This is a genomic window from Streptomyces sp. 1114.5 (genome assembly GCF_003635085.1).
Taxonomy (GTDB): Bacteria; Actinomycetota; Actinomycetes; order Streptomycetales; family Streptomycetaceae; genus Kitasatospora.
The window spans coordinates 3,675,614-3,698,942 of record NZ_RBXE01000001.1 but is presented as its reverse complement, the minus strand read 5'-3'; the positions used below and the strand labels follow the sequence as shown (position 1 = coordinate 3,698,942).

Annotated in this window: 20 protein-coding genes, 8 tRNA genes and 1 pseudogene; 13 read left to right on the top strand and 16 right to left on the bottom strand. The window is 72.8% G+C overall.

What is annotated here, in order from left to right; translation table 11 throughout:
* Nucleotides 1-3: 3 nt before the first annotated feature.
* On the bottom strand, nt 4-966 hold the full coding sequence (locus BX285_RS16565) for a phosphatidylinositol mannoside acyltransferase (RefSeq protein ID WP_257032867.1): 963 nt from the start codon (nt 964-966) through the stop codon (nt 4-6).
* 16 nt (nt 967-982) lie between these two features.
* A complete protein-coding gene (pgsA, locus tag BX285_RS16560) occupies nt 983-1,630 on the bottom strand; it encodes a phosphatidylinositol phosphate synthase (RefSeq protein ID WP_097238683.1) in 648 nt (215 codons plus the stop codon).
* 268 nt (nt 1,631-1,898) lie between these two features.
* On the opposite strand from pgsA, the gene BX285_RS16555 reads away from it, so the two are divergent.
* Nucleotides 1,899-3,947 (top strand): elongation factor G-like protein EF-G2, encoded by a 2,049-nt coding sequence (locus BX285_RS16555; protein WP_097238682.1) that lies wholly within the window; start codon nt 1,899-1,901, stop codon nt 3,945-3,947.
* Here BX285_RS16555 and BX285_RS16550 read toward each other — a convergent pair.
* Complete coding sequence (locus tag BX285_RS16550) at nt 3,935-4,366, bottom strand: thiol-disulfide oxidoreductase DCC family protein (protein WP_097238681.1); 432 nt, start codon at nt 4,364-4,366, stop codon at nt 3,935-3,937. The genes BX285_RS16555 and BX285_RS16550 overlap by 13 nt on opposite strands.
* Nucleotides 4,367-4,571: 205 nt before the next feature.
* Here BX285_RS16550 and BX285_RS16545 point away from each other — a divergent pair, with 205 nt between their 5' ends.
* Nucleotides 4,572-6,218 (top strand): hypothetical protein, encoded by a 1,647-nt coding sequence (locus tag BX285_RS16545; protein WP_097238680.1) that lies wholly within the window; start codon nt 4,572-4,574, stop codon nt 6,216-6,218.
* A gap of 79 nt (nt 6,219-6,297) precedes the next feature.
* Here the strand turns inward: BX285_RS16545 and BX285_RS16540 are convergent, their stop codons facing one another.
* From BX285_RS16540 to BX285_RS16525, 4 genes are all read right to left on the bottom strand, one after another.
* On the bottom strand, nt 6,298-6,858 hold the full coding sequence (locus tag BX285_RS16540) for an HIT domain-containing protein (protein WP_097238679.1): 561 nt from the start codon (nt 6,856-6,858) through the stop codon (nt 6,298-6,300).
* Nucleotides 6,859-7,004: 146 nt separating this feature from the next.
* Entirely contained in the window at nt 7,005-8,984 is a 1,980-nt protein-coding gene (gene thrS, locus BX285_RS16535; protein ID WP_097238678.1) for a threonine--tRNA ligase, read from the bottom strand.
* Nucleotides 8,985-9,072: 88 nt separating this feature from the next.
* Complete coding sequence (locus tag BX285_RS16530) at nt 9,073-10,236, bottom strand: hypothetical protein (protein ID WP_097238677.1); 1,164 nt, start codon at nt 10,234-10,236, stop codon at nt 9,073-9,075.
* Between the two features lie 32 nt (nt 10,237-10,268).
* Entirely contained in the window at nt 10,269-10,823 is a 555-nt protein-coding gene (locus BX285_RS16525; protein WP_097238676.1) for a DUF4365 domain-containing protein, read from the bottom strand.
* Between the two features lie 172 nt (nt 10,824-10,995).
* Here BX285_RS16525 and BX285_RS16520 point away from each other — a divergent pair, with 172 nt between their 5' ends.
* Nucleotides 10,996-11,763: an exonuclease domain-containing protein gene (locus BX285_RS16520; RefSeq protein WP_097238675.1), complete on the top strand. Its 768-nt coding sequence runs from the start codon at nt 10,996-10,998 to the stop codon at nt 11,761-11,763.
* An 82-nt stretch (nt 11,764-11,845) separates the two neighbouring features.
* Here the strand turns inward: BX285_RS16520 and BX285_RS16515 are convergent.
* From BX285_RS16515 to BX285_RS16505, 3 genes are all read right to left on the bottom strand, one after another.
* Nucleotides 11,846-11,917 (bottom strand) — tRNA-Val (locus BX285_RS16515).
* A gap of 210 nt (nt 11,918-12,127) precedes the next feature.
* Nucleotides 12,128-12,199 (bottom strand) — tRNA-Val (locus BX285_RS16510).
* A 78-nt stretch (nt 12,200-12,277) separates the two neighbouring features.
* Nucleotides 12,278-12,736, bottom strand: a complete 459-nt coding sequence (locus tag BX285_RS16505; RefSeq protein ID WP_097238674.1) for a TIGR02611 family protein — start codon at nt 12,734-12,736, stop codon at nt 12,278-12,280.
* A 195-nt stretch (nt 12,737-12,931) separates the two neighbouring features.
* On the opposite strand from BX285_RS16505, the gene BX285_RS16500 reads away from it, so the two are divergent.
* Together BX285_RS16500 and BX285_RS16495 are read left to right on the top strand one after the other, a co-directional pair.
* On the top strand, nt 12,932-13,345 hold the full coding sequence (locus BX285_RS16500) for an SsgA family sporulation/cell division regulator (protein ID WP_030056266.1): 414 nt from the start codon (nt 12,932-12,934) through the stop codon (nt 13,343-13,345).
* Between the two features lie 427 nt (nt 13,346-13,772).
* On the top strand, nt 13,773-14,342 hold the full coding sequence (locus BX285_RS16495) for a CGNR zinc finger domain-containing protein (RefSeq protein ID WP_097238673.1): 570 nt from the start codon (nt 13,773-13,775) through the stop codon (nt 14,340-14,342).
* A 19-nt stretch (nt 14,343-14,361) separates the two neighbouring features.
* Here the strand turns inward: BX285_RS16495 and BX285_RS16490 are convergent, their stop codons facing one another.
* Nucleotides 14,362-14,829, bottom strand: a complete 468-nt coding sequence (locus BX285_RS16490; protein ID WP_121175534.1) for a hypothetical protein — start codon at nt 14,827-14,829, stop codon at nt 14,362-14,364.
* A 110-nt stretch (nt 14,830-14,939) separates the two neighbouring features.
* Between BX285_RS16490 and BX285_RS16485 the strand changes: the two genes are divergently transcribed.
* Nucleotides 14,940-15,440, top strand: coding sequence for a DsbA family protein (locus BX285_RS16485; protein WP_121175533.1), 501 nt, complete (start codon nt 14,940-14,942; stop codon nt 15,438-15,440).
* Nucleotides 15,441-15,452: 12 nt separating this feature from the next.
* Here the strand turns inward: BX285_RS16485 and BX285_RS16480 are convergent, their stop codons facing one another.
* The 3 genes from BX285_RS16480 to BX285_RS16470 form a co-directional block, all read right to left on the bottom strand.
* The gene (locus BX285_RS16480) at nt 15,453-16,301 is read right to left on the bottom strand and encodes a GNAT family N-acetyltransferase (protein WP_121175532.1); all 849 of its coding nucleotides are present in this window, start codon (nt 16,299-16,301) and stop codon (nt 15,453-15,455) included.
* An 80-nt stretch (nt 16,302-16,381) separates the two neighbouring features.
* Nucleotides 16,382-17,212, bottom strand: a complete 831-nt coding sequence (locus BX285_RS16475; RefSeq protein WP_121175531.1) for an aminotransferase class IV — start codon at nt 17,210-17,212, stop codon at nt 16,382-16,384.
* A 26-nt stretch (nt 17,213-17,238) separates the two neighbouring features.
* Entirely contained in the window at nt 17,239-18,300 is a 1,062-nt protein-coding gene (locus BX285_RS16470; RefSeq protein WP_097238668.1) for a chorismate-binding protein, read from the bottom strand.
* Nucleotides 18,301-18,650: 350 nt separating this feature from the next.
* Between BX285_RS16470 and BX285_RS16465 the strand changes: the two genes are divergently transcribed.
* The 6 genes from BX285_RS16465 (at nt 18,651) to BX285_RS16440 (ending at nt 19,285) form a co-directional block, all read left to right on the top strand.
* Nucleotides 18,651-18,723 (top strand) — tRNA-Gly (locus tag BX285_RS16465).
* Between the two features lie 40 nt (nt 18,724-18,763).
* Nucleotides 18,764-18,837: transfer RNA gene (locus BX285_RS16460), tRNA-Cys, on the top strand.
* Between the two features lie 34 nt (nt 18,838-18,871).
* Nucleotides 18,872-18,943: transfer RNA gene (locus tag BX285_RS16455), tRNA-Val, on the top strand.
* A gap of 44 nt (nt 18,944-18,987) precedes the next feature.
* Nucleotides 18,988-19,059, top strand: a tRNA-Val gene (locus BX285_RS16450).
* Between the two features lie 41 nt (nt 19,060-19,100).
* Nucleotides 19,101-19,172 (top strand) — tRNA-Val (locus tag BX285_RS16445).
* Between the two features lie 41 nt (nt 19,173-19,213).
* A tRNA-Val gene (locus BX285_RS16440) sits at nt 19,214-19,285 on the top strand.
* Between the two features lie 292 nt (nt 19,286-19,577).
* Here BX285_RS16440 and BX285_RS16435 read toward each other — a convergent pair.
* Complete coding sequence (locus tag BX285_RS16435) at nt 19,578-19,778, bottom strand: hypothetical protein (protein WP_121175530.1); 201 nt, start codon at nt 19,776-19,778, stop codon at nt 19,578-19,580.
* 406 nt (nt 19,779-20,184) lie between these two features.
* Here BX285_RS16435 and BX285_RS16430 point away from each other — a divergent pair.
* Nucleotides 20,185-21,543, top strand: a pseudogene (locus tag BX285_RS16430) (protein kinase); the annotation flags it as partial.
* Between the two features lie 949 nt (nt 21,544-22,492).
* Here the strand turns inward: BX285_RS16430 and BX285_RS16425 are convergent.
* Nucleotides 22,493-23,299: an RNA methyltransferase gene (locus BX285_RS16425; protein ID WP_121175528.1), complete on the bottom strand. Its 807-nt coding sequence runs from the start codon at nt 23,297-23,299 to the stop codon at nt 22,493-22,495.
* Nucleotides 23,300-23,329: the final 30 nt, after the last annotated feature.

The following is a 23,329-nucleotide window of genomic DNA, read 5'->3' as shown; positions in this document are numbered from 1 at the left end:
GTTTCAGGACCCGGAGGCCTCGGCCGCCGGCTCCGGAGCCGCCTCCGTGCGCACCGCGGCCGCCTCCTTCACCGTCTCACGGACGGGAAGGTCGGCGAGCCAGAACTTCTGCAGCATGTGCCAGTCCTGCGGGTACTCGCGGATCCCGCGCTCCCACACGTCCGCCATCGCCTGGGTCATCGCCTGCGTGCGCTCCTTGCGGTTGCCCTCCTCGGGCACCGCCACCTCGGGGTGGATCCGCGCCCTCATCACCGGACCGTCGTACCAGAGCGTCACCGGCAGCAGCGCCGCCCCGGTCCGCTGGCACAGCGCCGCCGGACCGGCCGGCATCCGGGTCGCCTCGCCGAAGAACGACACCCCGATGCCCGCCTCCGACAGGTCCCGGTCCCCCACCAGGCACACCAGCCGGCCCTCGCGCAGCCGCCGCGCCAGCGTGCCGATCACGTTCACCCCGCCACCGGTCAACGCCAGGACCTCCATGCCCTGGCCCTCCCGGAACGCCACGAACCGGTCGAACAGCCGCTCCGGCTTCAACCGCTCGGCGACCGTGGTGAACGGGTAGCCCTGCTGCGCGACCCAGGTACCCGCCAGGTCCCAGTTCCCCATGTGCGGCAGCGCTATCACCGCGCCCCGCCCGGCCTCCATCGGCGCCCGCAGGTGCTCGAAGCCCTCCACCCGGACGTCCCGCGCCACCCGCTCCCGGCTCCACACCGGCAGCCGGAACGACTCCATCCAGTACCGCAGGTAGGAGCGCATCCCGGCCCGCGACAGCGACCGCAGCGCCGCCTCCTCCAGCCCCGGCCGGACCCGGCGCAGGTTCGCCTCCAGCTGCAGCACCCGCTTGCCGCGCTTGCGCCACGCGTAGTCCGCCAGCCGGTCGAACAGCCCCCGCGCCACCGGCTCCGGCAGGTGCTTCAGCACCCCCCAGCCCAGCGCGTACGCCCAGTACACCAGTCGGTCCGTCACCGCAGGACGCCCCCCATCAGCTCCCGGCCGCCGCTCGGTCGGCCTCGAACGCCTCGCGGCGCACGGTCAGCATCCGCTGGAACACCGTCACCAGGCTGCCCGCCGCGACCAGCCACAGCGCCACCGGCAGCAGCCACTCCACGTACGGCACACCGAACTTGTGCAGACCCGCGACCCCGGCCGCCACCAGGCTCGCCACCAGCCGCTCGGCCCGCTCCACCAGCCCCGACACATCACACGGCAGGCCCTGGCTCTCCGCCCGCGCCTTGGTGTACGACACCACCAGTCCGCTCGCCAGGCAGAAGATCGCCACCGCGCACAGCAGGTTGTCGTCACCCTTGCCCGCGTACCACATCGCCAGCCCGCCGAAGATCGCCGCATCCGCGACCCGGTCCAGCGTGGAGTCCAGGAACGCCCCCCACTTGCTGGTCCGGCCCAGCTGGCGGGCCATGTTCCCGTCCACCAGGTCGGAGAAGATGAACAGCGTGATCGTGATGGTGCCCCAGAAGAACTCCCCACGCGGGAAGAACACCAGCGCACCGGCCACCGAACCGGCGGTACCGATCAGCGTCACGGCGTCCGGGCTCACGCCCAGCCGGATCAGGAACGCGGCGAACGGGGTCAGAACACGTGTGAAGAAGGCACGCGCGTATTTGTTGAGCATGGCCTTCCCAGCCGCTCCGATCTACCGGATACCCGCCTGGCGCAGCACGCGCGGCAGACGGCCGAACGGATCAGCCCGTCCGGCGCACCCATCGTAGCCACGCCGACGACACGCTCCGCCGCACGCACCGCGGCGCACCGGCCCCCGCCCACCGCACGCATCCGTCCGGTCACCGAGTGGCCGACCGACCAGCCCTACGACACGCGCCGCCGTGACACCCGCCCCTAGACTGCGATGGACAGCCTCGGCGCCACGGGAGGAGACCCCGATGCCCGACCGCAGCACGGCACGAGCCGGCCAGGCACCCGCCGTCACCGGCCCCCGGGACCTGCGCAACGTCGTCCTGATCGGTTCCAGCGGTGTGGGCAAGACCACCCTCGCCGAATCCCTCGCCCTCGCCGCCGGCGCCACCGGCCGGGCCGGCCGCGTCACCGACGGCACCACCGTCTCCGACCACGAGGACATCGAGCACCAGCAGCAGCGTTCCGTCCAGCTCTCGCTGCTCCCGCTCGAATGGAAGGGCGTCAAGATCAACCTGCTCGACCCGCCCGGCCACCCCGACTTCACCGCCGACCTGCGCGCCGCCCTGCACGCCGCCGACGCCGCCGTCTTCGTCGTCTCCGCCACCGACCCGGTCACCGCCCCCACCCGCGCCCTGTGGCGCGAGTGCGCCGCCGAGGGCATCCCCCGCGCCGTCGCCGTCGCCAAACTCGACCTCGCCCGCACGAGCTTCGACGACATCCTCACCGCCTGCCACGACGCCTTCGACCTGGGCCCCGACACCCTCCGCCCGCTCTTCCTGCCCGTCCTCCACGACGGCCGGCCCGACGGCAGCGTCGACCTGCTCACCGGCGACACCTACGGCGACGCCAGCCCGCTCCCCGAGACCGGCCCCGCCCACGACAGCCTCGTCGAGGCCATCTCCGGCCAGGACGACACCCTCATGGAGCGCTACCTCGCCGGCGACACCCTCGACACCGACTCCCTCGAAGCCGGCCTGCGCCGCGAAGTCCTCGCCTGCGCCCTCCACCCCGCCGTCCCCACCAGCGAGAACGGCCTGGGCGCGACCGAACTCCTCGACCTCATCGCGCACACCTTCCCCGACCCCACCGAACGCACCCGCCCGGCCCCCGACTGCGACCCCGACGCCCCGCTCGCCGCCCAGGTCGTCCGCATCACCGGCGACGCCTACGTCGGCCGGATCAGCCTGCTGCGCCTGTACGCCGGCACCCTGCGCCCCGACACCAAGATCCACCTGCTCGGCCCGGCCCACACCGCCGGCCAGGACGGCGACGAACGCGTCACCGCCCTCACCAGCCCCTTCGGCAAGCTCCAGCGCCCCGTCCCGCACGCCGTCGCCGGCGACCTCGTCTGCGCCGCCAAACTCACCACCGCCCGGGCCGGCGACACCGTCCACGACCCCGGACACCCCGTCGAACTCGACGGCTGGACGCTCCCCGAACCCCTGCTCCCGATCGCCGTCGAAGCCCACAGCAAGGCCGACGACGACAAGCTCTCCCAGGCCCTCACCCGCCTCAGCGCCGAGGACCCGGCGCTACGCCTCGAACAGAACCCCGACACCCACCAGCTCGTCCTCTGGTGCACCGGCGAGGCCCACGCCGAGGTCGTCCTCGACCGCCTCCGCACCCGCCACGGCGTCCACGTCGACACCGTCGAACCCAAGGTCGCCCTGCGCGAGACCTTCGGCACCGCCGCCGCCGGCCACGGCCGCCTCGTCAAACAGTCCGGCGGCCACGGCCAGTACGCCATCTGCGACCTGGAGGTCGAACCCCTCCCGGCCGGCTCGGGCTTCGAGTTCCAGGAGCACGTCGTCGGCGGCGCCGTCCCCAAGCACTTCATCCCCTCCGTCGAGAAGGGCGTCCGCGCCCAGCTCGCCAAGGGCATCGCCACCGGACACCCGCTCGTCGACGTCCGGGTCACCCTCACCGACGGCAAGGCCCACTCCGTCGACTCCTCCGACGCGTCCTTCCAGAACGCCGCCGCCCTCGCCCTGCGCGACGCCGCCGAACACGCCGTCATCCGCCTGCTCGAACCCGTCGCCGCCGTCAGCGTCCTGCTGCCCGACGACTACCTCGGCGCCGTCCTCGGCGACCTCTCCGCCCGCCGCGGCCGCGTCCTCGGCACCGAGACCGGCGGCCACGGCCTCACCCTGCTGCGCGCCGAGGTCCCCGAACTCGAACTCGTCCGCTACCCGGTCGACCTGCGCTCCCTCACCCACGGCACCGCCGAGTTCTCCCGCGCCTACCTGCGCCACGAACCCATGCCCGCCGCCCTGGCCGAGCGCTACACCGACTGAGCAGCCCCGGGCCGGTTCGGCAGCGCGCACGCCGCCGTACCCCCCGGCAGCCGGTGCCGGTTGCGCGCCACCCACCGGTAGGCCAGCGCCGCCACCGGCCGCACCGGCGCCGCCGTCAACACCGCGCCCAGGTACGCCCACGCCCCGCCGGAGCGCATCAGCAGCCGCGCGACCGCCTGCGCGCCCCCGTACACCCGCCCGGTCGGCGTCACCCACAGCACCTCGCGCTCCGCCCGCTCGGCCGACACCTCACCCCGGCCGCCCGCGAGCGCGTCCAGCCCCGCCAGATCCGCGAACTGGAACGCCACCGCCTCCCAGCCCCCCGAGGCCAGCGTCTGCCGCAGGTACCGCTCGGCCCACCGCACACAGGACGAACAGAACGCGCAGTCCCCGTCGAAGACCAGCACCGGATCCTTCACCGCGGCTCCCCTTTCCTCGATTCCCCCACCATCCTCCTCCACCCCGTCCCGGCCCGCCCCGGCGGGTATCGACCGCCCTCCAACCGGGCATCATGCCTCCCGGGCCCGGCACGGCTCGATCGTGACGGTACTTCAGACGATCATCGGCGCCGGGGTGGCGCGGCACGGTAACCTGCCGCTGACAAGGGGAGGAGGGGACGCCACCGTGACCACGCTCGACATGACCCCGGGTGCGCAGATACCCCGAACGGACGCCGGCCCGCAGACCGCCGTCACCCAGGCGCTCTCCTCGGCCGCCTACCGCGACGGCGAGGTCGGCGCCTTCGTGGAGGCCGTCACCGACGCCACGGAGAAGAAGGGCCGCTTCGCCCTCTTCCGCCCCAACGCCGGCGAGGCCTTCAGCAAGGCGCTCGTCTCCCGCGCCCTCGGCAGCAAGCGCAAACCCCTCGTCCCGTCCTTCGGCGTCGACACCCGCCAGGTCGTCGAGCACTGCCTGGCCGCCGAGGAACTGCGCCACACCCGCGACCGCAAGCTCACCGGCATCACCCTCCTCACCGGCCTGCTCGCCCTGCCCGGCACCGTGCTCTGGCTCGCCGCCTTCCAGGTCCGGGCCTGGCTCAAGCGGGACAACCCGAAGAACGCGGCCGTCTACGGCGCCATCACCCTCGTGCTGGCCGCCGTCCTGGCCGTCATCCTCACGGTGCGCCCGCCGGCCACCGGCCCGCTGGGCGTCTACCTGCGGGTCACCATGCTCGCCCCGGTCATCGGCTGGTACCTCGCCCGCCGGGTGGTCCTGCGCTCCGCCAAGGACCTGCGCGCCCGCTGGCAGTCCCTGGTCGAGGGCAGCGCCGTGGCCGCCACCGTCGCCAAGGCCGTCCCGCGCGACGACCTCGACAAGAAGGCCGTCGACCTGCGCGACAAGCTGGGTCGGCTGGACGCCGAGCAGGAGACCAACGTCCAGCACTACGCCGTCCCCAAGGGCATCCTGGGCGCCGGCCGCCGCTGGGGCGAGTGGCGCCTGGCCGACACCCTCCACCCCGCCGAGGGTCACGCCGACTTCCGCGCCTTCCACCCCTGGGACCTGGTCCGCCGGATCTCCTCCCACCTCAAGGGCCTCGGCGTCAGCCACGTCGCCAACAGCGGCATCCCCAACGTGGCGATCAAGCAGTGGGTGGTCTTCGACATCGGCGCCGGCGCCGACGAGATCAGCCGCCCCGGCAACGCCGACATGGACGGCGACCGGATGCGCGACTTCGCCGTGCAGAGCATCGCCGACAAGCAGACCTTCCCGGGCGGCCCCCGGCACTACCTCGCCACCCAATTCATCACCCACGACGGCAAGCTGGTCATCACCTTCACCGTCACGGTCACCCTGCTCGCCAACGTGCTGACCATCTCGGTGGCCGGCTACGCGCTCGGCCCGGTCAAGGGCGTCTTCTTCGACAAGCCCAAGGACAAGGAGAAGACGGTCAACAAGACCGTGAAGTTCTGGGAGGAGCGGACGGTCAAGCTCCCCCTGATCGACAACGACGAGGTCGTCCGCCAGGCCGTCCGGGCCCCCTTCTACCGGATGCCCGGCCTGCTCGGCTGGCTCGGCGGCGGGCTCGGCCTGCCCGAGCCGTTCGGCCTGCGGCACGTCTGGGTCGGCCGTGCCTGGGACAGCCGCACCATGATCGACAACGCCATGAACGCCTCCGTGCCGGTCCTCAACGCGGTCCACACCGCCACGCTGGAGTTCCTGCAGGAGCACGACCTCGACGCCGACCGCTTCTTCAAGAACCGCACCTCGATCATCAAGTCCGAGGCGCAGGGCAGCCGGCCGTACGACGTCGACACCTTCAACGCCGGCTGAGCCCGTACGCACACCCGCACGCACGGAGAGGGGCCCGCCACCGAACGTCTCGGTGACGGGCCCCTCCTCGTACCCGGGGTCAGCCCTGCGGCCAGACCTCGGCCAGCATCTTGCGGGTGTCCGCCAGCAGCTGCGGCAGCACCTTGGTGTGGCCCACCACCGGCATGAAGTTGGTGTCACCGCCCCAGCGCGGCACCACGTGCTGGTGCAGGTGCGCCGCGATCCCGGCGCCGGCCGCGGCGCCCTGGTTCATCCCGATGTTGAACCCGTGCGCCCCGGAGGCCGCGCGCAGCGCGGTCATCGCCTTCTTGGTGAAGTCGGCCAGCTCGGCCGTCTCCGCCTCGTCCAGGTCGGTGTAGTCGGCCACGTGCCGGTACGGGACCACCATCAAGTGGCCGCCGTTGTACGGGTACAGGTTCAGCACCGCGAACACGGCGCTCCCCCGGGCGATGACGAGCCCGTCCTCGTCGCTCAGCGACGGGATCGAGCAGAACGGACAACCGTCGTCCGGAGCCGGGCCGGTGGGCTTGTTCTCACCCTGGATGTACGCCATCCGATGGGGGGTCCACAGGCGGCGGAAGCCGTCCGGCTCACCGACGCCCCGCTGCAGTTCCGGCTCAGTCGTCATGCTGATCAGCATATTCGCCCGACCGGGCTTGCAAAGCCGCGCGGGGCAGACTCATCGAGAGCCTGCCCCGCACATCCCCGCCAGGGCGGGGCCTGCCGCACCTGTCGGATCTCCACGATCCAACTCGACGGATTTCCCCCGCTCAGACAGGGACCACGTCACACCTGGACACGGCGCGCCACAGCATCGACGATTTCGGCGATGGCCTCGTCACGGGGCACGCCGTTCTTCTGCTCGCCGTTGCGGTAGCGGAAGGAGACCGCACCCGCCTCGACGTCGTCGTTGCCGGCGATCAGCATGAACGGGACCTTGGTCTTCTGCGCGTTGCGGATCTTCTTCTGCATGCGGTCGTCCGAGGTGTCGACCTCGACCCGGATCCCGTGCTTCTTGAGCTCGGCCGCAACCTCCAGCAGGTACGGCACGTGCTCGTCGGTGATCGGGATGCCGGTCACGGTGACCGGGGCCAGCCACGGCGGCATGGCGCCGGCGTAGTGCTCCAGCAGCACCGCGAAGAACCGCTCGATCGAGCCGAAGAGCGCGCGGTGGATCATGACCGGCCGCTGACGCGAGCCGTCCGCCGCCGTGTACTCAAGATCGAAACGTTCGGGCAGGTTGAAGTCCAGCTGAATCGTACTCATTTGCCACGTCCGGCCGATGGCGTCCCGCGCCTGCACCGAGATCTTCGGGCCGTAGAAGGCCGCGCCGCCCGGGTCCGGTACCAGCGGCAGCCCCTGCTTCTCGGCCACGCTCGCCAGGACGGCGGTGGCCTCCTCCCAGGTCTCGTCGCTGCCGACGTACTTGACCGGGTCCTTGGTCGACAGCTCCAGGTAGAAGTCGGTCAGACCGTAGTCGCGAAGGAGGTTGAGCACGAAGGTCAGCGTGGAGTCGAGCTCCTCCGCCATCTGCTCGCGGGTGCAGTAGATGTGAGCGTCGTCCTGCGTGAAGCCGCGGGCGCGGGTCAGGCCGTGCACGACGCCGGACTTCTCGTAGCGGTACACCGTCCCGAACTCGAAGAGGCGCAGCGGCAGTTCGCGGTAGGAGCGGCCGCGCGCATCGAAGATCAGATTGTGCATCGGGCAGTTCATCGGCTTGAGGTAGTAGTCCACGCCCTCGTCGAGCTGCATGGGCGGGTACATGCCGTCCGCATACCAGTCGAGGTGGCCGCTCTTCTCGAAGAGCTTCCCCTTGGTGGCGTGCGGGGTGTAGACGAACTCGTAGCCCTCTTCCTCGTGCCGCTTGCGCGAGTAGTCCTCCATCGCCCGGCGGATGATGCCGCCCTTGGGGTGGAAGACGGCGAGGCCGGAGCCGATCTCCTCGGGGATGGAGAAGAGGTCGAGCTCGTTGCCGAGCTTGCGGTGGTCGCGCTTCTCGGCCTCGACCAGGAAGTCGAGGTGGGCCTTCAGCTCGTCCTTGGTCGGCCAGGCGGTGCCGTAGATGCGCTGGAGCATCGGGTTCTTCTCGCTGCCGCGCCAGTAGGCGGCCGCGTTGCGCATCAGCTTGAACGCCGGGATGTGGCGGGTGCTGGGCAGGTGCGGGCCGCGGCAGAGGTCGCCCCAGCACTGCTCGCCGCTCTTGGCGTCCAGGTTGTCGTAGATGGTGAGCTCGCCCGCGCCGACCTCGACGTCGGCGCCCTCGCCGGCGGTGGCCGCGGAGCCCTTGAGGCCGATCAGCTCCAGCTTGTACGGCTCGGCGGCCAGCTCCTCGCGGGCGTCCTCGTCGGTGACCACGCGGCGGGAGAACTTCTGCCCGCGCTTGATGATCTCCTGCATCTTCTTCTCGATGGCCTTGAGGTCATCGGGGTGGAACGGCTTCTCGACGTCGAAGTCGTAGTAGAAGCCGTCCTTGACCGGCGGGCCGATGCCGAGCTTGGCCTCGGGGTAGAGCTGCTGCACGGCCTGGGCCATGACGTGCGCGGTGGAGTGGCGCAGGATGTCGAGGCCGTCCTTGCTGTCGATCGCGACCGGCTCGACCTCGTCGCCGTCCTGGACGGCGTACGCGAGGTCCTTGAGCTGGCCGCCGACGCGGGCGGCGATGATCGAGCGGTCGTCGGCGAAGAGCTCGGCGGCCGTGGTGCCCGTCGTCACCACGCGCTCTTCCCGATCGGGTTCGCGGCTGATGATTACCCGGACGTCCGTCACCGGTCTCTCCTGACGTGCTGGATTTCAGAGGACGCAACACTGCGCTGCGCGTGACGATGGTACCGAGAGCGCCGCCCCCACCGTCCACCTACGTCCCCGCTCCCCCTTCCTCGCCCGCCTCGCCGAGCGACTTCAGCAGCCGCTCCCGGTCGCCCTCCTCCCAGCCGCACAGTTCCAGGCCGTGCGCGCGGGTGAGCCGGCGGAAGCCGCCGTGCCGCTCCAGCCGCCCCGAGACCCGCACCGGCAGGCCCGCGAGATGGGCTTCGGCGGCCAGCCGGTAGTCGGGGTCGGGCAGGCGGAGCTTGAGGTCGCGGACCTCGGCGCCGCCGAGCACGCGCAGCCGGACCGAGCCGGGCCCGGCTGGGTCGTTGCGCTTGAGCCGGGTGACCACCCCGATCACGGTGACGGCGACGGCGGGCTCGATCCGCTCCAGCAGCTCGGCGGCCTCGGTGAGGGCGGGCAGATCCCCGGGGGAGAAGTCGAGGACGATCCGGCGGTCCCCGAAGCCGCCCGGGATCCCGGCGGCGGGCGACCAGGCGACGGAGAGCCGGGCCGCCGTGGCATCGCGGACCAGTTCCTCGACGGACTGGACGAGTTCCCGGCTGACCCCGGCCTGGACGGCGTTCTCGAAGGCCTCCGGCCCGCCGCTGACCCGGCGGTAGTCGACCGCGTCTCGCAGCGACTCCAGGGCGCGGACGAGGGTGGTGACGGCGGCGCGGCCCTCGGGGGCGGGGGTGTACGCAGTGAGGGCGGCGCCCTGTTCGACCACCAGGACGCGGTCCAGGAAGTCCCCGGCCAGGGCGTCCAGCCGGGCGCCGAAGTAGGCGGCCCGGGTGCGGGCAGCCTTGGCCCCGGCGGCGAGCATCCCGCGGGCCGCCTGCCGGAGCCGCTCGGCGTCGTCCCAGGAGGCGACGTCGGCGGGGCCGGGCGGTTCGCGGTGCCAGCGCAGTTCGTCGCCGGGGACGGCGAGGGCGAGCAGGATCGAGCGGGCGGAGGGGGTGCGGGAGCGGGAGAGCGCCGTGACGGCGTCGGCGAGGAGTTCGACCGCGTCGTCGAAGCCGTCGCCGGCCGGGACGAGCAGGCTGGTGCCCGGTTCGCCGTCGGGCGGGGTCCAGCGTCCGTACCGCGCCGCCGGGCCGCCGCGGCGGACCCAGCCGTGCCGGGCGAGCAGGGTGGCCAGCACCGCGGGGTCGACGGTGGCCGGGTCGGGCAGGGGGCGGGCCGGCTCGCCCGGTCCGTGCGGCGGTGTCATGGGGTCGACTCCTCGCTGCCTGGGCCGGGCCGTCACGGGCTGCCGCCCGCGCCGACCCTGGCCATGATGTCGCAGAGCGCCCGGTCGTCGAAGACCTTGTCGGTGGGCACCCGGACGTTGGTGCGCCGCTGTCCGGTGACCGGGTGGCCGGCCAGGTTGACCCAGTAGCAGCAGTGGCGCAGTTCCAGGGCGTCCGGGCGGGCCCGGAGCCAGTGGTCGACCCGGCTCGGCAGCAGCATCACGACCAGGATCCGGGGGACGGCGACCCGGGCCCGGGCGAGCTTGCGCAGGTGGTCGTTGTCCAGGGTGAAGCTGAAGAACCGTCCGGCCGGGTCGGGGGCGATCTGCTGGGTGGCCTTGAGCTGGATCTTGATGGTGACCTCGTCGTCCACCTGGTGCGCCCGGGAGCCGTGGTTGACCTGCCAGTCGATGCCGTTGTCCGGGAACGGCTGGGAGAGCGAGCAGCCGGCCGCGGCGGCGACCGCGTGCAGGTAGCCGACCTGCAGGGTCTCCATGCAGGCGGTGACCGCGAGGTTGCCCCGCAGGACGGCCGCCGCCCCCTCGGGCTGCGGCTGTGTCAGTGCCATCGCCCCCGTCGCCTCCCCCGGGCTCCGGGCCCGTCCGGATTCGAACGGCGCCAGTCATACGAAACGGGACGGTCATGGGCAGGATCCCCGGCGGGGCCTGGGCCAAACGGGTTGAAGCTGCGTCAGAACCGGGTATCAACAGGGCGCGGCAACGCTCGTCTGAGGGGCAGTCATGCAGCAGCTCTGGTACACCGGCCCACTCGCCTCCTTCGACACCGAGACCACCGGCGTGGACGTCGAGACCGATCGGATCGTCTCGGCCGCCCTGGTCGTCCAACTCGCCCCGGGCGCACCGGTGCGGACCACCACCTGGCTCGCCGATCCGGGCGTCCCGATCCCGGACGGCGCCCGCGCGGTGCACGGCATCTCCGACGAGCAGGTGCGCGCCCACGGCCGCCCGGCCCGGGCGGTGGTGGCGGAGGTCACCCGCGCGCTGGCGGCCGAGGCCCGGGCCGGGCATCCGCTGGTGGTGATGAACGCGCCGTACGATCTGACGCTGCTGGACCGGGAGTTGCGCCGCCATCACGGGCTGACGCTGGGCGGCGGGCTGGAGGGGTGCAGCCTGCTGGTGGTGGATCCGCGGGTGCTGGACAAGCACGTGGACCGCTACCGCAAGGGCCGCCGGACGCTGACCGACCTGTGCGCCCACTACGGCGTGGAGCTGGCCGGGGCGCATGACGCGGCGGCGGACGCGACGGCCTCGCTGACGCTGACCCGGCGGATAGGCGCCCGCTACCCGGCGGCGCTCGGCGGTCTGACGGCGGCCGAACTGCACCTGCGGCAGACGGTCTGGCACGCGGCGCAGGCGCGCGGGCTGCAGAGCTGGTTCGACCGCTCGGGCGCGACGGAGCGGGTGGACCTGTCCTGGCCGCTGCGACCGGCCCGGTGCGGCTGCGGGCGCCGGCTGGAGCAGGAGCACGTGTGCGAGGCGGCGGCCTAGCCGGGCGGCTCCCGGGCCTCCGGCCCCTGGACGCGCCGCAGGCCCTGACCGGTTTCCTGGTCAGGGCCTGCGTGCTGTCCGGTGGGCGATACTGGGATCGAACCAGTGACCCCTTCGGTGTGAACGAAGTGCTCTCCCGCTGAGCTAATCGCCCGGGCAACGAGAAGAACCATAGCACCATTCGGGGGTCGTCGTACAACTCGCCCCTTCCGGGGTGCGGCCGGCACATCCGCAGAACTCGCGCTCCACGCGGAAGATGACTGTGCCTCAGCCGATTACGGACGGCCCTTCAGGAGGATTCCGAAAATACACGTGAGGCCCAGCCGATAATCGGCTGGGCCTCACGTATCACAATGCATTCCGGTGGGCGATACTGGGATCGAACCAGTGACCCCTTCGGTGTGAACGAAGTGCTCTCCCGCTGAGCTAATCGCCCGGGTGCAGGGAAAACATTACCGCATCCCGGAGGGTGGTCCGAACACCCTCCCGGCCCACGGCCCCGGGCCCTGGCGGCTCACCTCTCGTCCAGCCTCCAGGGCACGACCAGGCCGTACCGGGCGAGGTACCAGCCGCCCGCGCCGACGAGGACGGCCAGCCCGATCGCGGTGACCGTCAGGTTGCGGCGGCGCACCCGCGGATCCATGGCCCGGTGGGCGGCCTCGGCGACCTTGCGGCGGGTCCAGCGCAGGACCAGCCGGGCCCAGGCGAACTCGGTGGCCCAGATCCCCATGCCCAGGAAGATCACCACCCAGCCGGGTCCGGGCAGCGGCAGCATGACCACGCCGAGCCCCACCACGGCGAGGCCGGCCAGGAACACCGCCACCTGCCAGGCCCGGTGCAGCGCCGGGGAGCGACGGACGAAGGCCGGAGCCCGCGAGCCCGCCGCCCGGCCACCGCCGACCGCCGCGTCATCCGCCGCAGCCGGTTCACCCGTTCTCGTGTTCCCGCCCGTCTTGTCGTTTCGCACAGTCATGCCAGGAAACTAACCAAGAAGTACCTCGCTAATGCCGGGCCCGGCCGCACCGCGGCGATTCCGCAATGCGCCGTAAGGGGTACGACTCGCGCCCGAATCGGGACAGAGGGGTTTACATCGGTCTTGGGGGTGGGATGGTCCGTTCGCCGACGTGCGATTCCCCGAGCGCACACTGAGCGAAAGGCCATGGCGCTTATGAACACCACGGTCAGCTGCGAGCTGCACCTGCGCCTCATCGTGTCCAGCGAGTCCTCACTGCCCGTCCCCGCGGGCCTGCGCTACGACACCGCCGACCCCTATGCCGTGCACGCCACGTTCCACACGGGCGCCGACGAGACCGTGGAGTGGGTGTTCGCCCGAGATCTCCTCGCGGAGGGGCTGCACCGACCCACCGGTACCGGCGACGTCCGGGTGTGGCCGTCGCGCAGCCACGGGCAAGGGGTGGTCTGCATCGCACTGAGCTCTCCGGAAGGAGAAGCCCTGCTGGAGGCCCCGGCCCGGGCGCTTGAGTCGTTCCTCAAGCGGACGGACGCCGCCGTGCCCCCCGGCACCGAACACCGTCACTTCGACCTCGACCGGGAGCTGTCCCACATCCTCGCCGAAAGCTGACCCCGCCCGGAGGCGGTCACGCCCCGCCGACGGCGGGGCCGCACCCCCTGCCGTCATCGCAGCCGTCCTACTCGGGGGCACGGCAGCGGACTCAGCCGCGCACGACGCGGTCTCGGGGCCCGGTGGCGGCCCGCTCCCACCGGAGCGGGTCCGCAGCACCGAAGGCGCCCGGCACCGAGGCCGGTCATCCGTACGGGTGGCCGGCCTCGGTGCCGGGCGCCGACGTCTTTCATGGGCCGCCCGCAGCCACCCGGTCGGCGCCGCTTCGAAACCGGGTGCCGGGGCGGCGCCCGGTTTCGGATGCTCTGCCGGGATCCCGCACAAGCCTTCGAAAGAACACGCCGCCCTTCTGGCACAAGGCCCGGTATGGTCTGGGGTAACCGTGGACGCGGGGTATCGGAGTCCCCCTGCGCGAGGAGCCCCCAACGTGCTGATCACCCATGACACCGAGTGCGCGCTGAGCATCCTCGTGGAGCTGCTCAACACCGCACCCGAGGTGTGCGGCGCCGAGCGGCTGCCGGACGTCGCCGCCCTGGACGCCTTCGTGGTCGGCCAGGAGATCAGCGAGATCGACTCGCTGACCGAGGACGACCTGCAGCGGGTGCACGAGCTGCGCACCCGGCTGCGCGAGGTGTTCCGGACGGAGTCCACCGAGGAGGCCGCCGAACTCGTCAACGCGATCGTCGCCGCCGCCGGCACCACGCCCCGGCTCACCGACCACGACGGCCACGACTGGCACATCCACTACTTCGCGCCGCACGCCGCGCTCGGCGACCACCTGGCGGCGGAGCTGGGCATGGCGCTGGCCTTCATCCTCATGGCGGGCGAGCGGGAGCGGCTGCGCCGGTGCGAGGCGCCGGACTGCGCGCGGGTCTTCGTCGACCTCTCCCGCAACCGCTCCCGGCGCTACTGCGACAGCCGCACCTGCGGCAACCGGCTGCACGTCGCCGCCTACCGGGCGCGGCAGCGCTCGGCGGAGGCCGTCCCCTCCGCCTGAGGGCCGGCCGGCCGCGCGCTCAGATCCCGCGCTTGCGGAGGATCTCCTCGATGTCGGCGAAGTCGCCGAGGCCGTCGTTCCGCTTGTCTCCGGCCTGCTTCCCGGCCGCCTTGGGCGCCTGGGGCTTCGGCGCCAGTGCGGGGCGATCGGGTGCCGGGCCGGCGGCCGCGGGGCGCTCGGGCGCGCTCTCCGGCGCGGTGCCGCGGCGGCCCACCCAGCGGGTGGTGACCAGCAGGAGCGCGGAGACGCCCAGCAGCACGATGCCGGACCACACCCGGGGGTCGAGGACCAGCTTCGCCGCCCAGTCGGTGAACGCCCGGCCGATCGTGCTCGCCAGCGGGAACAGGCCGGTCAGGTAGAGCCCGGCAGGCAGCAGGGCCACCGCGAACCAGCGGGTCGCCGAGAGGAAGCGCCGCCGGTAGGCCCGCAGGCCCGCGACGGCCACCCCGCCTGCCGTGAGGATGAAGCTGATCGTCGCACTCAGCACGAGGCCACCCCTTCGCGTCCGGTCTTCCTGGTCATCGGTGCCTCCCTGTCGGTCCGCCCGCGGGCGCACCGCCGGCCGGAGCGGACGCCCACAGGTGGAACACTGGGGGAATGATCGATGGTTCCCTCCCCCGCCTTGAGTTCTGGTGCGACCTCCAGTGCCCGGACTGCCGCACCGCGCTGGACGACGTACGGGCGCTGCGTGCGCAGTACGGCGACGCACTGCCCGTGGAGCTGCGGCACTTCCCGCTGGAGAAGCACAAGCACGCCTACGCCGCCGCCGAGGCGGCCGAGGAGGCGTTCGCCCAGGGGCTGGGCTGGCCGTTCGTGGAAGCCCTGCTGGCCCGGGTCGAGGAGCTGGACGCGCGCGGGCAGCAGGCGCTGCTGGACGTCGCCCGCGAGGTCGGGGCGGACGTCGAGGAGGTCGACACCGCGCTGATCGACGGCCGGCACATGCTGACCGTGGACGCCGACCAGGCCGAGGGGAAGGCGATCGGGGTCAGCGGCACGCCGACGTACGTGATCGGCGGCAAGCGGTTCGACGGCGGGCAGAGCCAGGACGGGCTGCGGGACGCGATCGTGGCCGTCATCGAGGCGGCGAAGGCTTCCTGACGTCATGTCAGGTCACAGCTGCTTGCCGTAGACGCGCTCGGTGACCCGGTAGCCGAGCGAGGTGTAGAGCCGGATGGCGCTCTGATTGCCGGGAAAGACGTTGAGGCCGACGTTGCGCACGCCGACGGCCAGGCACTCGCGTTCGGCGAGCAGCATCAGGGTGCGTCCGTGCCCCTGGCCCCGGCGGGCCGGGGGCACCTCGACCATCATCACCCAGGCGAGCGGTTCACCGTTCGGCAGGTCGCGCACGCGCAGCTGCACCCAGAGCGAACCGTACGACCCCTCGGCCGCATCGGCGCCGAAAAGGTGGCCGAGGACCACGCCGGGGGTGTCCGCACCCTGCGGCAGGAGGTTCTCCGGTCCGCCGGCCGCGCGGGCGCGGGCCTGCTCCTCGGTGAGGCCGGAGTTCACCAGCCAGCGGACGTACCGCTCGGTGGAGCGGTGGAGCCAGGCCTGGAGCTCGGCCGGCCGGTCGAAGGGGCGCACGCCCACCCCGGCGGGGAGGCCGGGGGCGGCGACCAGCTGCTTGGACATGATCAGGGCCCGCTCGACGTAGCCGAGGGTCACGGCGAGTGCGCGGGCCGTCGGCGCCGACTCGGGGATGTTGACGTCGACCCGGGTGCAGCCCCAGGTGCGCAGCACCTCCTCGGCGGCCAGCCCGCCGAAGGTGCCGCGCCCCCGACCGCGCCCCTCGGTGACCTCCAACTCGGATATTTTTCCCCCGAGTTGACTACCCAACGGATCGGCGGTGGTGCGCAGCGCACCGACCGGGTGGCCGTTGGACAGGATCCGCCAGCGTCTGGTGCGGCCGCCGGCCGCGGTGGGTGTCTCCGGGCCCTCGGGGCGCAGCGTGGTGGTCATGCGGTGGTCCTTTCCCCCTGCCGGGGAGGTTATCCACGGGCATGCCCACGCGGCCGGTCCGGCCTCCCGGAGCGTGCGGATCAGGGGTCGAGGTCGTCGCCGCTGCGCTCGGTGAAGACGGCCATGGCCTTGGCGGTGACGGGGCCGATGCCGGGCAGTTCGCGGTCGTCGACGCGGGTGACGGCCTGGACGTCGCGGGTGGTGGAGGTCAGGAAGATCTCCTCGGCGTCCTGGAGGACGTCGAGCGGGAGGTCGGCCTCCTCGGCGTCGCACCAGTCGATGACGAGCTGCCGGGTGATGCCGGCCAGGCAGCCGGAGCCGAGGGTGGGGGTGAGCAGACGGCCGTCGATGACCACGAAGACGTTGGAGCCGGTGCCCTCGCAGAGCCGGCCGGCGGTGTTGGCGAACAGGGCCTCGGAGGCGCCGGCGCGGTGGGCGGCGGCCAGGGCGACGACGTTCTCGGCGTACGAGGTGGTCTTGAGGCCGGCGACGGCGCTGTGCTCGTTGCGGCGCCAGGGGACGACGGCGGCGGCGGTCTCGTCCGGTCGGCGGTTGAGGGCGCCGAGGGCGACGACCAGGGTGGGGCCGTCGGTGCCGCGCTCGGAGCCGAGCGGGGCGTTGCCGCCGGTGTAGGTGACCCGCAGGCGCCCGAGCGGCTCGGGGTTGGCGGCGAGGACCTGGGCGCAGGCCTCGCGGACCAGGTCGTGGTCGGGGTCGGGCAGGCCGAGGCCGCGGGCGGAGCGGGTGAGCCGGTCGAGGTGGCGGGTGACCGCGAAGGCCTCGCCGTCGACGGCCTTCATGGTCTCGAAGACGCCGTCGCCGGTGGTGAGGCCGTGGTCGAGGACCGAGACGGCGGCGTCGGCGGAGTCGACGAGAGTGCCGTTGACCCAGCTCGTGGTGCGCTTGTGCATCGGGGGCTGCTCCTCAGCGGTGGGGCTCACGACCCGGTCGGGTCGGGTTCGCTGCCCGACGCTATCGCGACCAGGCGGGCGGCCTTCAGTTCGGTTTCCGCCCACTCGCGTTCGGGGTCGGAGCCCCAGGTGATGCCGGCGCCGGTCCCGAAGCGCAGGACGGGCGCACCGGGGTCCGTCCGGTCGAGCCAGAAGGTGCGGATGCCGACGGCGAGTTCGGCCTCGCCGCGGTCGGCGTCGACCCAGCCGACGGCGCCGCAGTAGGGGCCGCGCGGGGCGGTCTCCAGGGCCTCGATGATCCGCAGGGCGCTGGACTTGGGGGCGCCGGTGACGGAGCCGGGCGGGAAGGTGGCGGCGAGGAGTTCGGGCCAGCCGGCGTCCTCGCGCAGGGTGCCCTCGACGGTGGAGACCAGGTGGACCAGGCCGGGGTGCTTCTCGACGGCGCAGAGGTCGGGGACGGTGACGCTGCCGGTCTCGCAGACCCGGCCGAGGTCGTTGCGGACGAGGTCCACGATCATCACGTTCTCGGCGTGGTCCTTGTCGAGGAGGTCGTGCTCGGTGCGGCCGGTGCCCTTGATCGGTCCGGAGGAGACGGTGCGGCCGGTGCGGCGCAGGTAGAGCTCGGGTGAGGCGGTGGCGATCTCGACGCCGTGGGCGGGCAGGCGGATGGTGCCGGCGTACGGGGCGGGGTTGCCGTGGGCGAGGAGGCCGGTGAGGGCGTCGATGTCGCTCAGGGCCGGGTCGGGCAGCGGCGCGGACAGGACGCGGCAGAGGTTGGCCTGGTAGACCTCACCGGTGGCTATGTACTCGCGGATGCGGCGCACGCCCGCGGTGTAGGCGGTGCGGTCCATGGAGCTGTGCCAGCTGCCGGCGTCCGGGCCGCGCCAGCCGGCGCCGGAGGGCGGGGCGGGGGCGGGGCGGACCTCGTCGAAGCGGGCGCAGGTCAGTCGGCCCTCGAAGTCGTAGGCGACGGCCCAGTGGCCGGAGGAGTCGAGGGCGGCCGGGTCCGAGGTGACGTCGCGCAGTCCGGTGGCCAGGCGGCCGCCGAAACGGGCGAGCGGGGTTCTGGGGTCGGGGTGGCCGGACACGGTTCTCCTGCGCGGTGGTGCTGGGCGGCGGTGCCTGAAGTGTAGGTCGGGGGCGCGGAGCCGGCTCGGGCGCCGCCTCGCGCGCCGCCTCGCGCGACCGGGTGCGGGCGCGGGGCGTGAGCAGTTCCGGACGTCGCCCGGGTGTGCGCCGGGGGGCCTGCGGATGATCGTCCGGGAGCGCCGCAGGTGGCAGCCGGTGACCGCCCGGGAGGGCTGACGGAACGGCACGCGACGGGCACCCCCTCGGCACGCTGCGGGAACGGATTTTTAGCTGGCCCGGGAATCCGCTAGAGTTCAACACGTCGCCAGGGAGCGCAGCCGGGAAAAACGGCGAAGACCCCGGGAGACAGGCGGACGTGGCTCAGTTGGTAGAGCATCACCTTGCCAAGGTGAGGGTCGCGAGTTCGAATCTCGTCGTCCGCTCGATGGAGAACAGTGTAAGATCGTTCTTCATGTGTTGCCTGGTGGAGTGGCCGAGAGGCGAGGCAACGGCCTGCAAAGCCGTGTACACGGGTTCAAATCCCGTCTCCACCTCCAAGAGGCTCACCCGGTTCGTCCGGGAGACCTCCCCGCGCGATTAGCTCAGCGGGAGAGCACTACCTTGACACGGTAGGGGTCACTGGTTCAATCCCAGTATCGCGCACAGTAACGGGCCCTTCGAGGCCTGCTGCAAGACTGCCTCACCAGGCGCGATTAGCTCAGCGGGAGAGCACTACCTTGACACGGTAGGGGTCACTGGTTCAATCCCAGTATCGCGCACGTCGGATCCTCCGGGATCTGCTGCAGGACCGCCTTACCAGGCGCGATTAGCTCAGCGGGAGAGCACTACCTTGACACGGTAGGGGTCACTGGTTCAATCCCAGTATCGCGCACGTCGGGCCCTCCGGGGCCTGCTGCAGGACCGCCTCACCAGGCGCGATTAGCTCAGCGGGAGAGCACTACCTTGACACGGTAGGGGTCACTGGTTCAATCCCAGTATCGCGCACAGTAACGGCCGGGGCCGTGATCCGTCGGGATCACGGCCCCGGCCCTTTTGCGTCGGCTTCTCGTACAGGTGCCGGACGTACGGACGTAGACGTGGAAGAGCCGCGTACGGACGCCCTCACCGACGTCCGTACGCGGCATCTCCGCCTGCCGGGGCGCTCTGCGTACCGCTCTCGCCCGTCCGCGTGTCATCGCGGCCGCGGCCTCCCCGGCGGCACCGCTCCCCGTCCCCAGGGGACCGGTGCCCGTTCTGTGGCCGCCCCGGAGGGACGGCGTCCTTCTGCAGCTCCTCGTCAGCGGCTGATCATGTCCGCGACGGCCTGGGCCTGGTTCGCCATCTGCTCCCATCCTCCGAAGAGGAGCACCAGGAGCACCGCGCACGGCAGGGCCATGGCCAGCGCCACCGCGGGGTGCCGGGTGGGCTGCTCGGTGGTGGACCGGGACTGGAGGGAGGCCGGCCGACGGCGGGACGTTCCCGTGATCTGCGGTGCCATGCCCTTACTCCTGATCCGGTCGAGTCTGGCGCGGTGGACGGCTTACCTCGGGGGACGAGCTCCCCGTCCACCGCTGGACACAACGCTATTGGCCAGGGGGTCCTCCGGACGTCATGCCGTCGTACTGTTCCTCGGACGTCCCGGAGGATGACGCCCGGACGCGGGGACTACTACCGCAGGGGGAGGGAGGGTTGACCCGACCCCCGGGGGAACCCTGAGGGGTAACCCCGAGAGGCGATCCGACACCCCTCTGACCTGCGGGTCAACGCAAGATCAGACAATCCCACGGCGGCTTGAGGTGTTGCGTATCAGCACACCGCAGCGGGCAGTCCGTAAGCTGTGCCAGACAGGAACTGACGACGGCCCAACCGACGGGGCCTCACCCACAGGCTGACGGGGACGGAACATGGCGATGATGCGGCTGAGGCGTGAGGACCCCCGCATCGTCGGGCCGTACCGCCTGCACCGGAGACTGGGCGCCGGCGGCATGGGCGTGGTGTACCTCGGCTCCGACCGCCGCGGGCAGCGCGTCGCCCTCAAGCTGATCCGCGCCGAACTCGCCGAGGACCTGGAGTTCCGCACCCGCTTCGCCCGCGAGATCGCCGCCGCCTCCCGGATCCGGGGCGGCTGCACCGCCCGCGTCGTCGGCTCGGACATCGAGGCCGACCGGCCCTGGCTGGCCACCGCCTACGTGCCCGGGCCCTCGCTCTACAAGCAGGTCGGCGACGAAGGGCCGCTGAGCTGGCCCGAGGCCGCCCGGATCGGGGCCGCTCTCGCCGACGGGCTGGTCAAGGTGCACGAGGCGGGCGTCGTCCACCGGGACCTCAAGCCGTCCAACATCCTGCTCTCCCCCCGCGGCCCGCGGATCATCGACTTCGGCATCGCGTGGTCGCGCGGCGCCAGCACCCTCACCCACGTCGGAACGGCCGTCGGCTCCCCCGGCTTCCTCGCACCCGAGCAGGTGCGCGGGGCCGCCGTCACGCCCGCCACCGACGTCTTCGCCTTCGGCGCCACGCTCGCGTACGCCCTCACCGGGGACACCCCGTTCGGATCCGGGGCCTCCTCCGAGGTGATGCTGTACCGGGTCGTCCACGAGGAGCCCGACCTGTCGGCAGTACCGCCGCAGCTGGCGCCGCTGATCCGGGCCTGCCTGGCCAAGGAGCCCGCCGAACGGCCCGGGGCAGCAGCCCTGCACGAGCGGCTCAGCGAGCTGGCAGCGCGCGGGGCGGCGGCGGGGGCTGTCGGTGGCGCGACGCGAACGGCGCGTCCGGGCCGCGGGGCGTCCGCGCCCGCCCCCCAGGACGGTGCCCGCCAGAACGTTCCGGCGCCCGGGCGCTCGCCCGAGCCGCCCGCCTCGGCGCGAGCCCGGGCGGCGGCCGGTCGACCGGGGGCGCAGGCGTCCGGCGGCGCGGGACGGCGTCCCCAGGGAATGGGCGCACCGCTCCCCCGGCCCGAGCCGACGCCGGTGACCCGTCCGCTGCGGACGGACCGTCCGGACCGATCGCAGACGCCGCCCTCCGCGCGCCCCGGCACCCGCGACCGGGCCCGGCCCCGGGAGCGCCAGCACACCCCCGCCCCCGGCGGGCGGCCCGGCAGCGCGCGGCAGCGGCTGCTGCGCCAGCGGCTGGTGGTCTTCGTCACGGTGACGATCGGGGTGGCGCTGGCCATCGCGGCGGCGCAGGGGTGCGAGAACCGGAGCGACCAGGGGCTGCGGCCGCCGGCCGGGGCGGTCGCGAGCGCGAAGGCCGGGACGGGCGGTGGCGGCGAGCAGGCGGTGCCGGGGACCTCGGTGGACGTCGCCCCGCCGCCCTCGGTCCCTCAGCCCCCGGTCCCTCAGCCCTCGGCCACGCCGCTCCCCGTTGCGGCGCGCAGCGGCGCGGCTGCGGACGGCGCGTTGACGCCACCGCAGGGGCCGGTGCCGGCGGTCGACTGGCCGAACCGCAGCTACCCCGACGGGGCGGGCGGGCCCGCCATCGCGCTGAAGGACGGACACTCCGTCGGAGCCGGGCCCCAGGTCGCGCTCAGCGCGGTGCTGCCGGCCCGGTACAAGAGCCTGCCGGCCGCAGTCGTCGTCCTGCGGCGAGCAGAGGGGTCGGCGCCGGTCGACCTCGTCCAGCTCTACACCTTCGCCGGGGACACCCCGGTCGCCACCACCTCCCGCACCTCGGCGGCCGACCCGCAGGCGACGGCCGCCTGGCGGCTCGACGGCAGCACGGTCGTCCGTGAGGAGCGCGTGGCCGCCACCGGCGCGGTCACCTCCACCCGCTACACCGTCCGCGCCGACGGCACCCTCGACGAGTCCTGGCCCGGCGCAGGCGCAGGAGCCTCCGGCGGCCTCACCCCGCCGCCTGCCGCCGCCCCGGCCCCGCCCACGGCAGCCGCGGGCTGAGCTGCGGAGCAGGAAGTCGGATCGGCCGACTTCTGGTGGTACCCGGACTCCCTGGGGGGAGCCGAAGACAGCATGGCGACCCGGAGCGGGCTGGGCCTGCACCAGAAGTCGGGGTGGGCGGCTTCTGCGGACGTGATGGCGGCGGGCGGGGCCGGTGGCCGGGAGAGGTCGGCAGGCCCTGGCTGCGTAGGAGGTCGGATCGGCCGACTTCTGGTGGTGCTCGGGTACCCGGAGCGGCTGAAGGCAGCAGCATGGCGGTCCGGAGCGGGCGAAGCCTGCGCCGGAAGTCGGGGTGCGCGACTTCTGGGTGGCAGGGGTCGGGGGGTCAGGGGGTGGTGACGGCGTAGAAGGCTACGGCGGCGGCGGCGCCTACGTTGAGGGAGTCGATGCCGTGGGCCATGGGGATGCGGACGGGGTGGTGGGCGGCGGAGATGGCCTGGGGGGTGAGGCCGTCGCCCTCCGCGCCGAGCATCAGGGCGGCCTTGGGGAGGCGGTGCGGGGTGAGGGTGGCGAGGTCGACGGCGTTGTCGGCGGGGGTGAGGGCGAGCAGGGTGAAGCCGGCGGCGCGGACCGTGTCGAGGGCGGCGGGCCAGGGGTCGAGGCGGGCGTACGGGACCGCGAAGACGGCGCCCATGGAGACCTTGACGGCGCGCCGGTAGAGCGGGTCGGCGCAGTCGGGTGAGAGCAGGACGGCGTCCATGCCGAGGGCGGCGGCGCTGCGGAAGATCGCGCCGAGGTTGGTGTGGTCGACCAAGCCCTCCAGGACGGCGACCCGCCGGGCCCCGGTGAGGAGGTCGGCGGCCTCGGGGAGGGGCTTGCGTTCCATCGAGGCGAGGGCGCCGCGGTGGACGTGGTAGCCGGTGACGGCTTCGGCGAGCCCGGGTTCGACCACGTGGACCGGTGCGTCGGCCTCGGCGATGACATCGGCCATCACGTCGAGCCACTTGGCGGTGAGCAGCATCGACCGCATCCGGTAGCCGGCGGCGAGGGCGCGGCGGATGACCTTCTCCCCTTCGGCGATGAACAGGCCCTCGGCGGGTTCGCGGCGGCGGCGCAGTTCGACGTCGGTGAGGCCGGTGTAGTCGGCGAGGCGGGGGTCGGCCGGGTCGGTGATGGTGCTGGGTTCGGACATCCTGCGATCTTGCCAAGCCGGGGTGGTGAT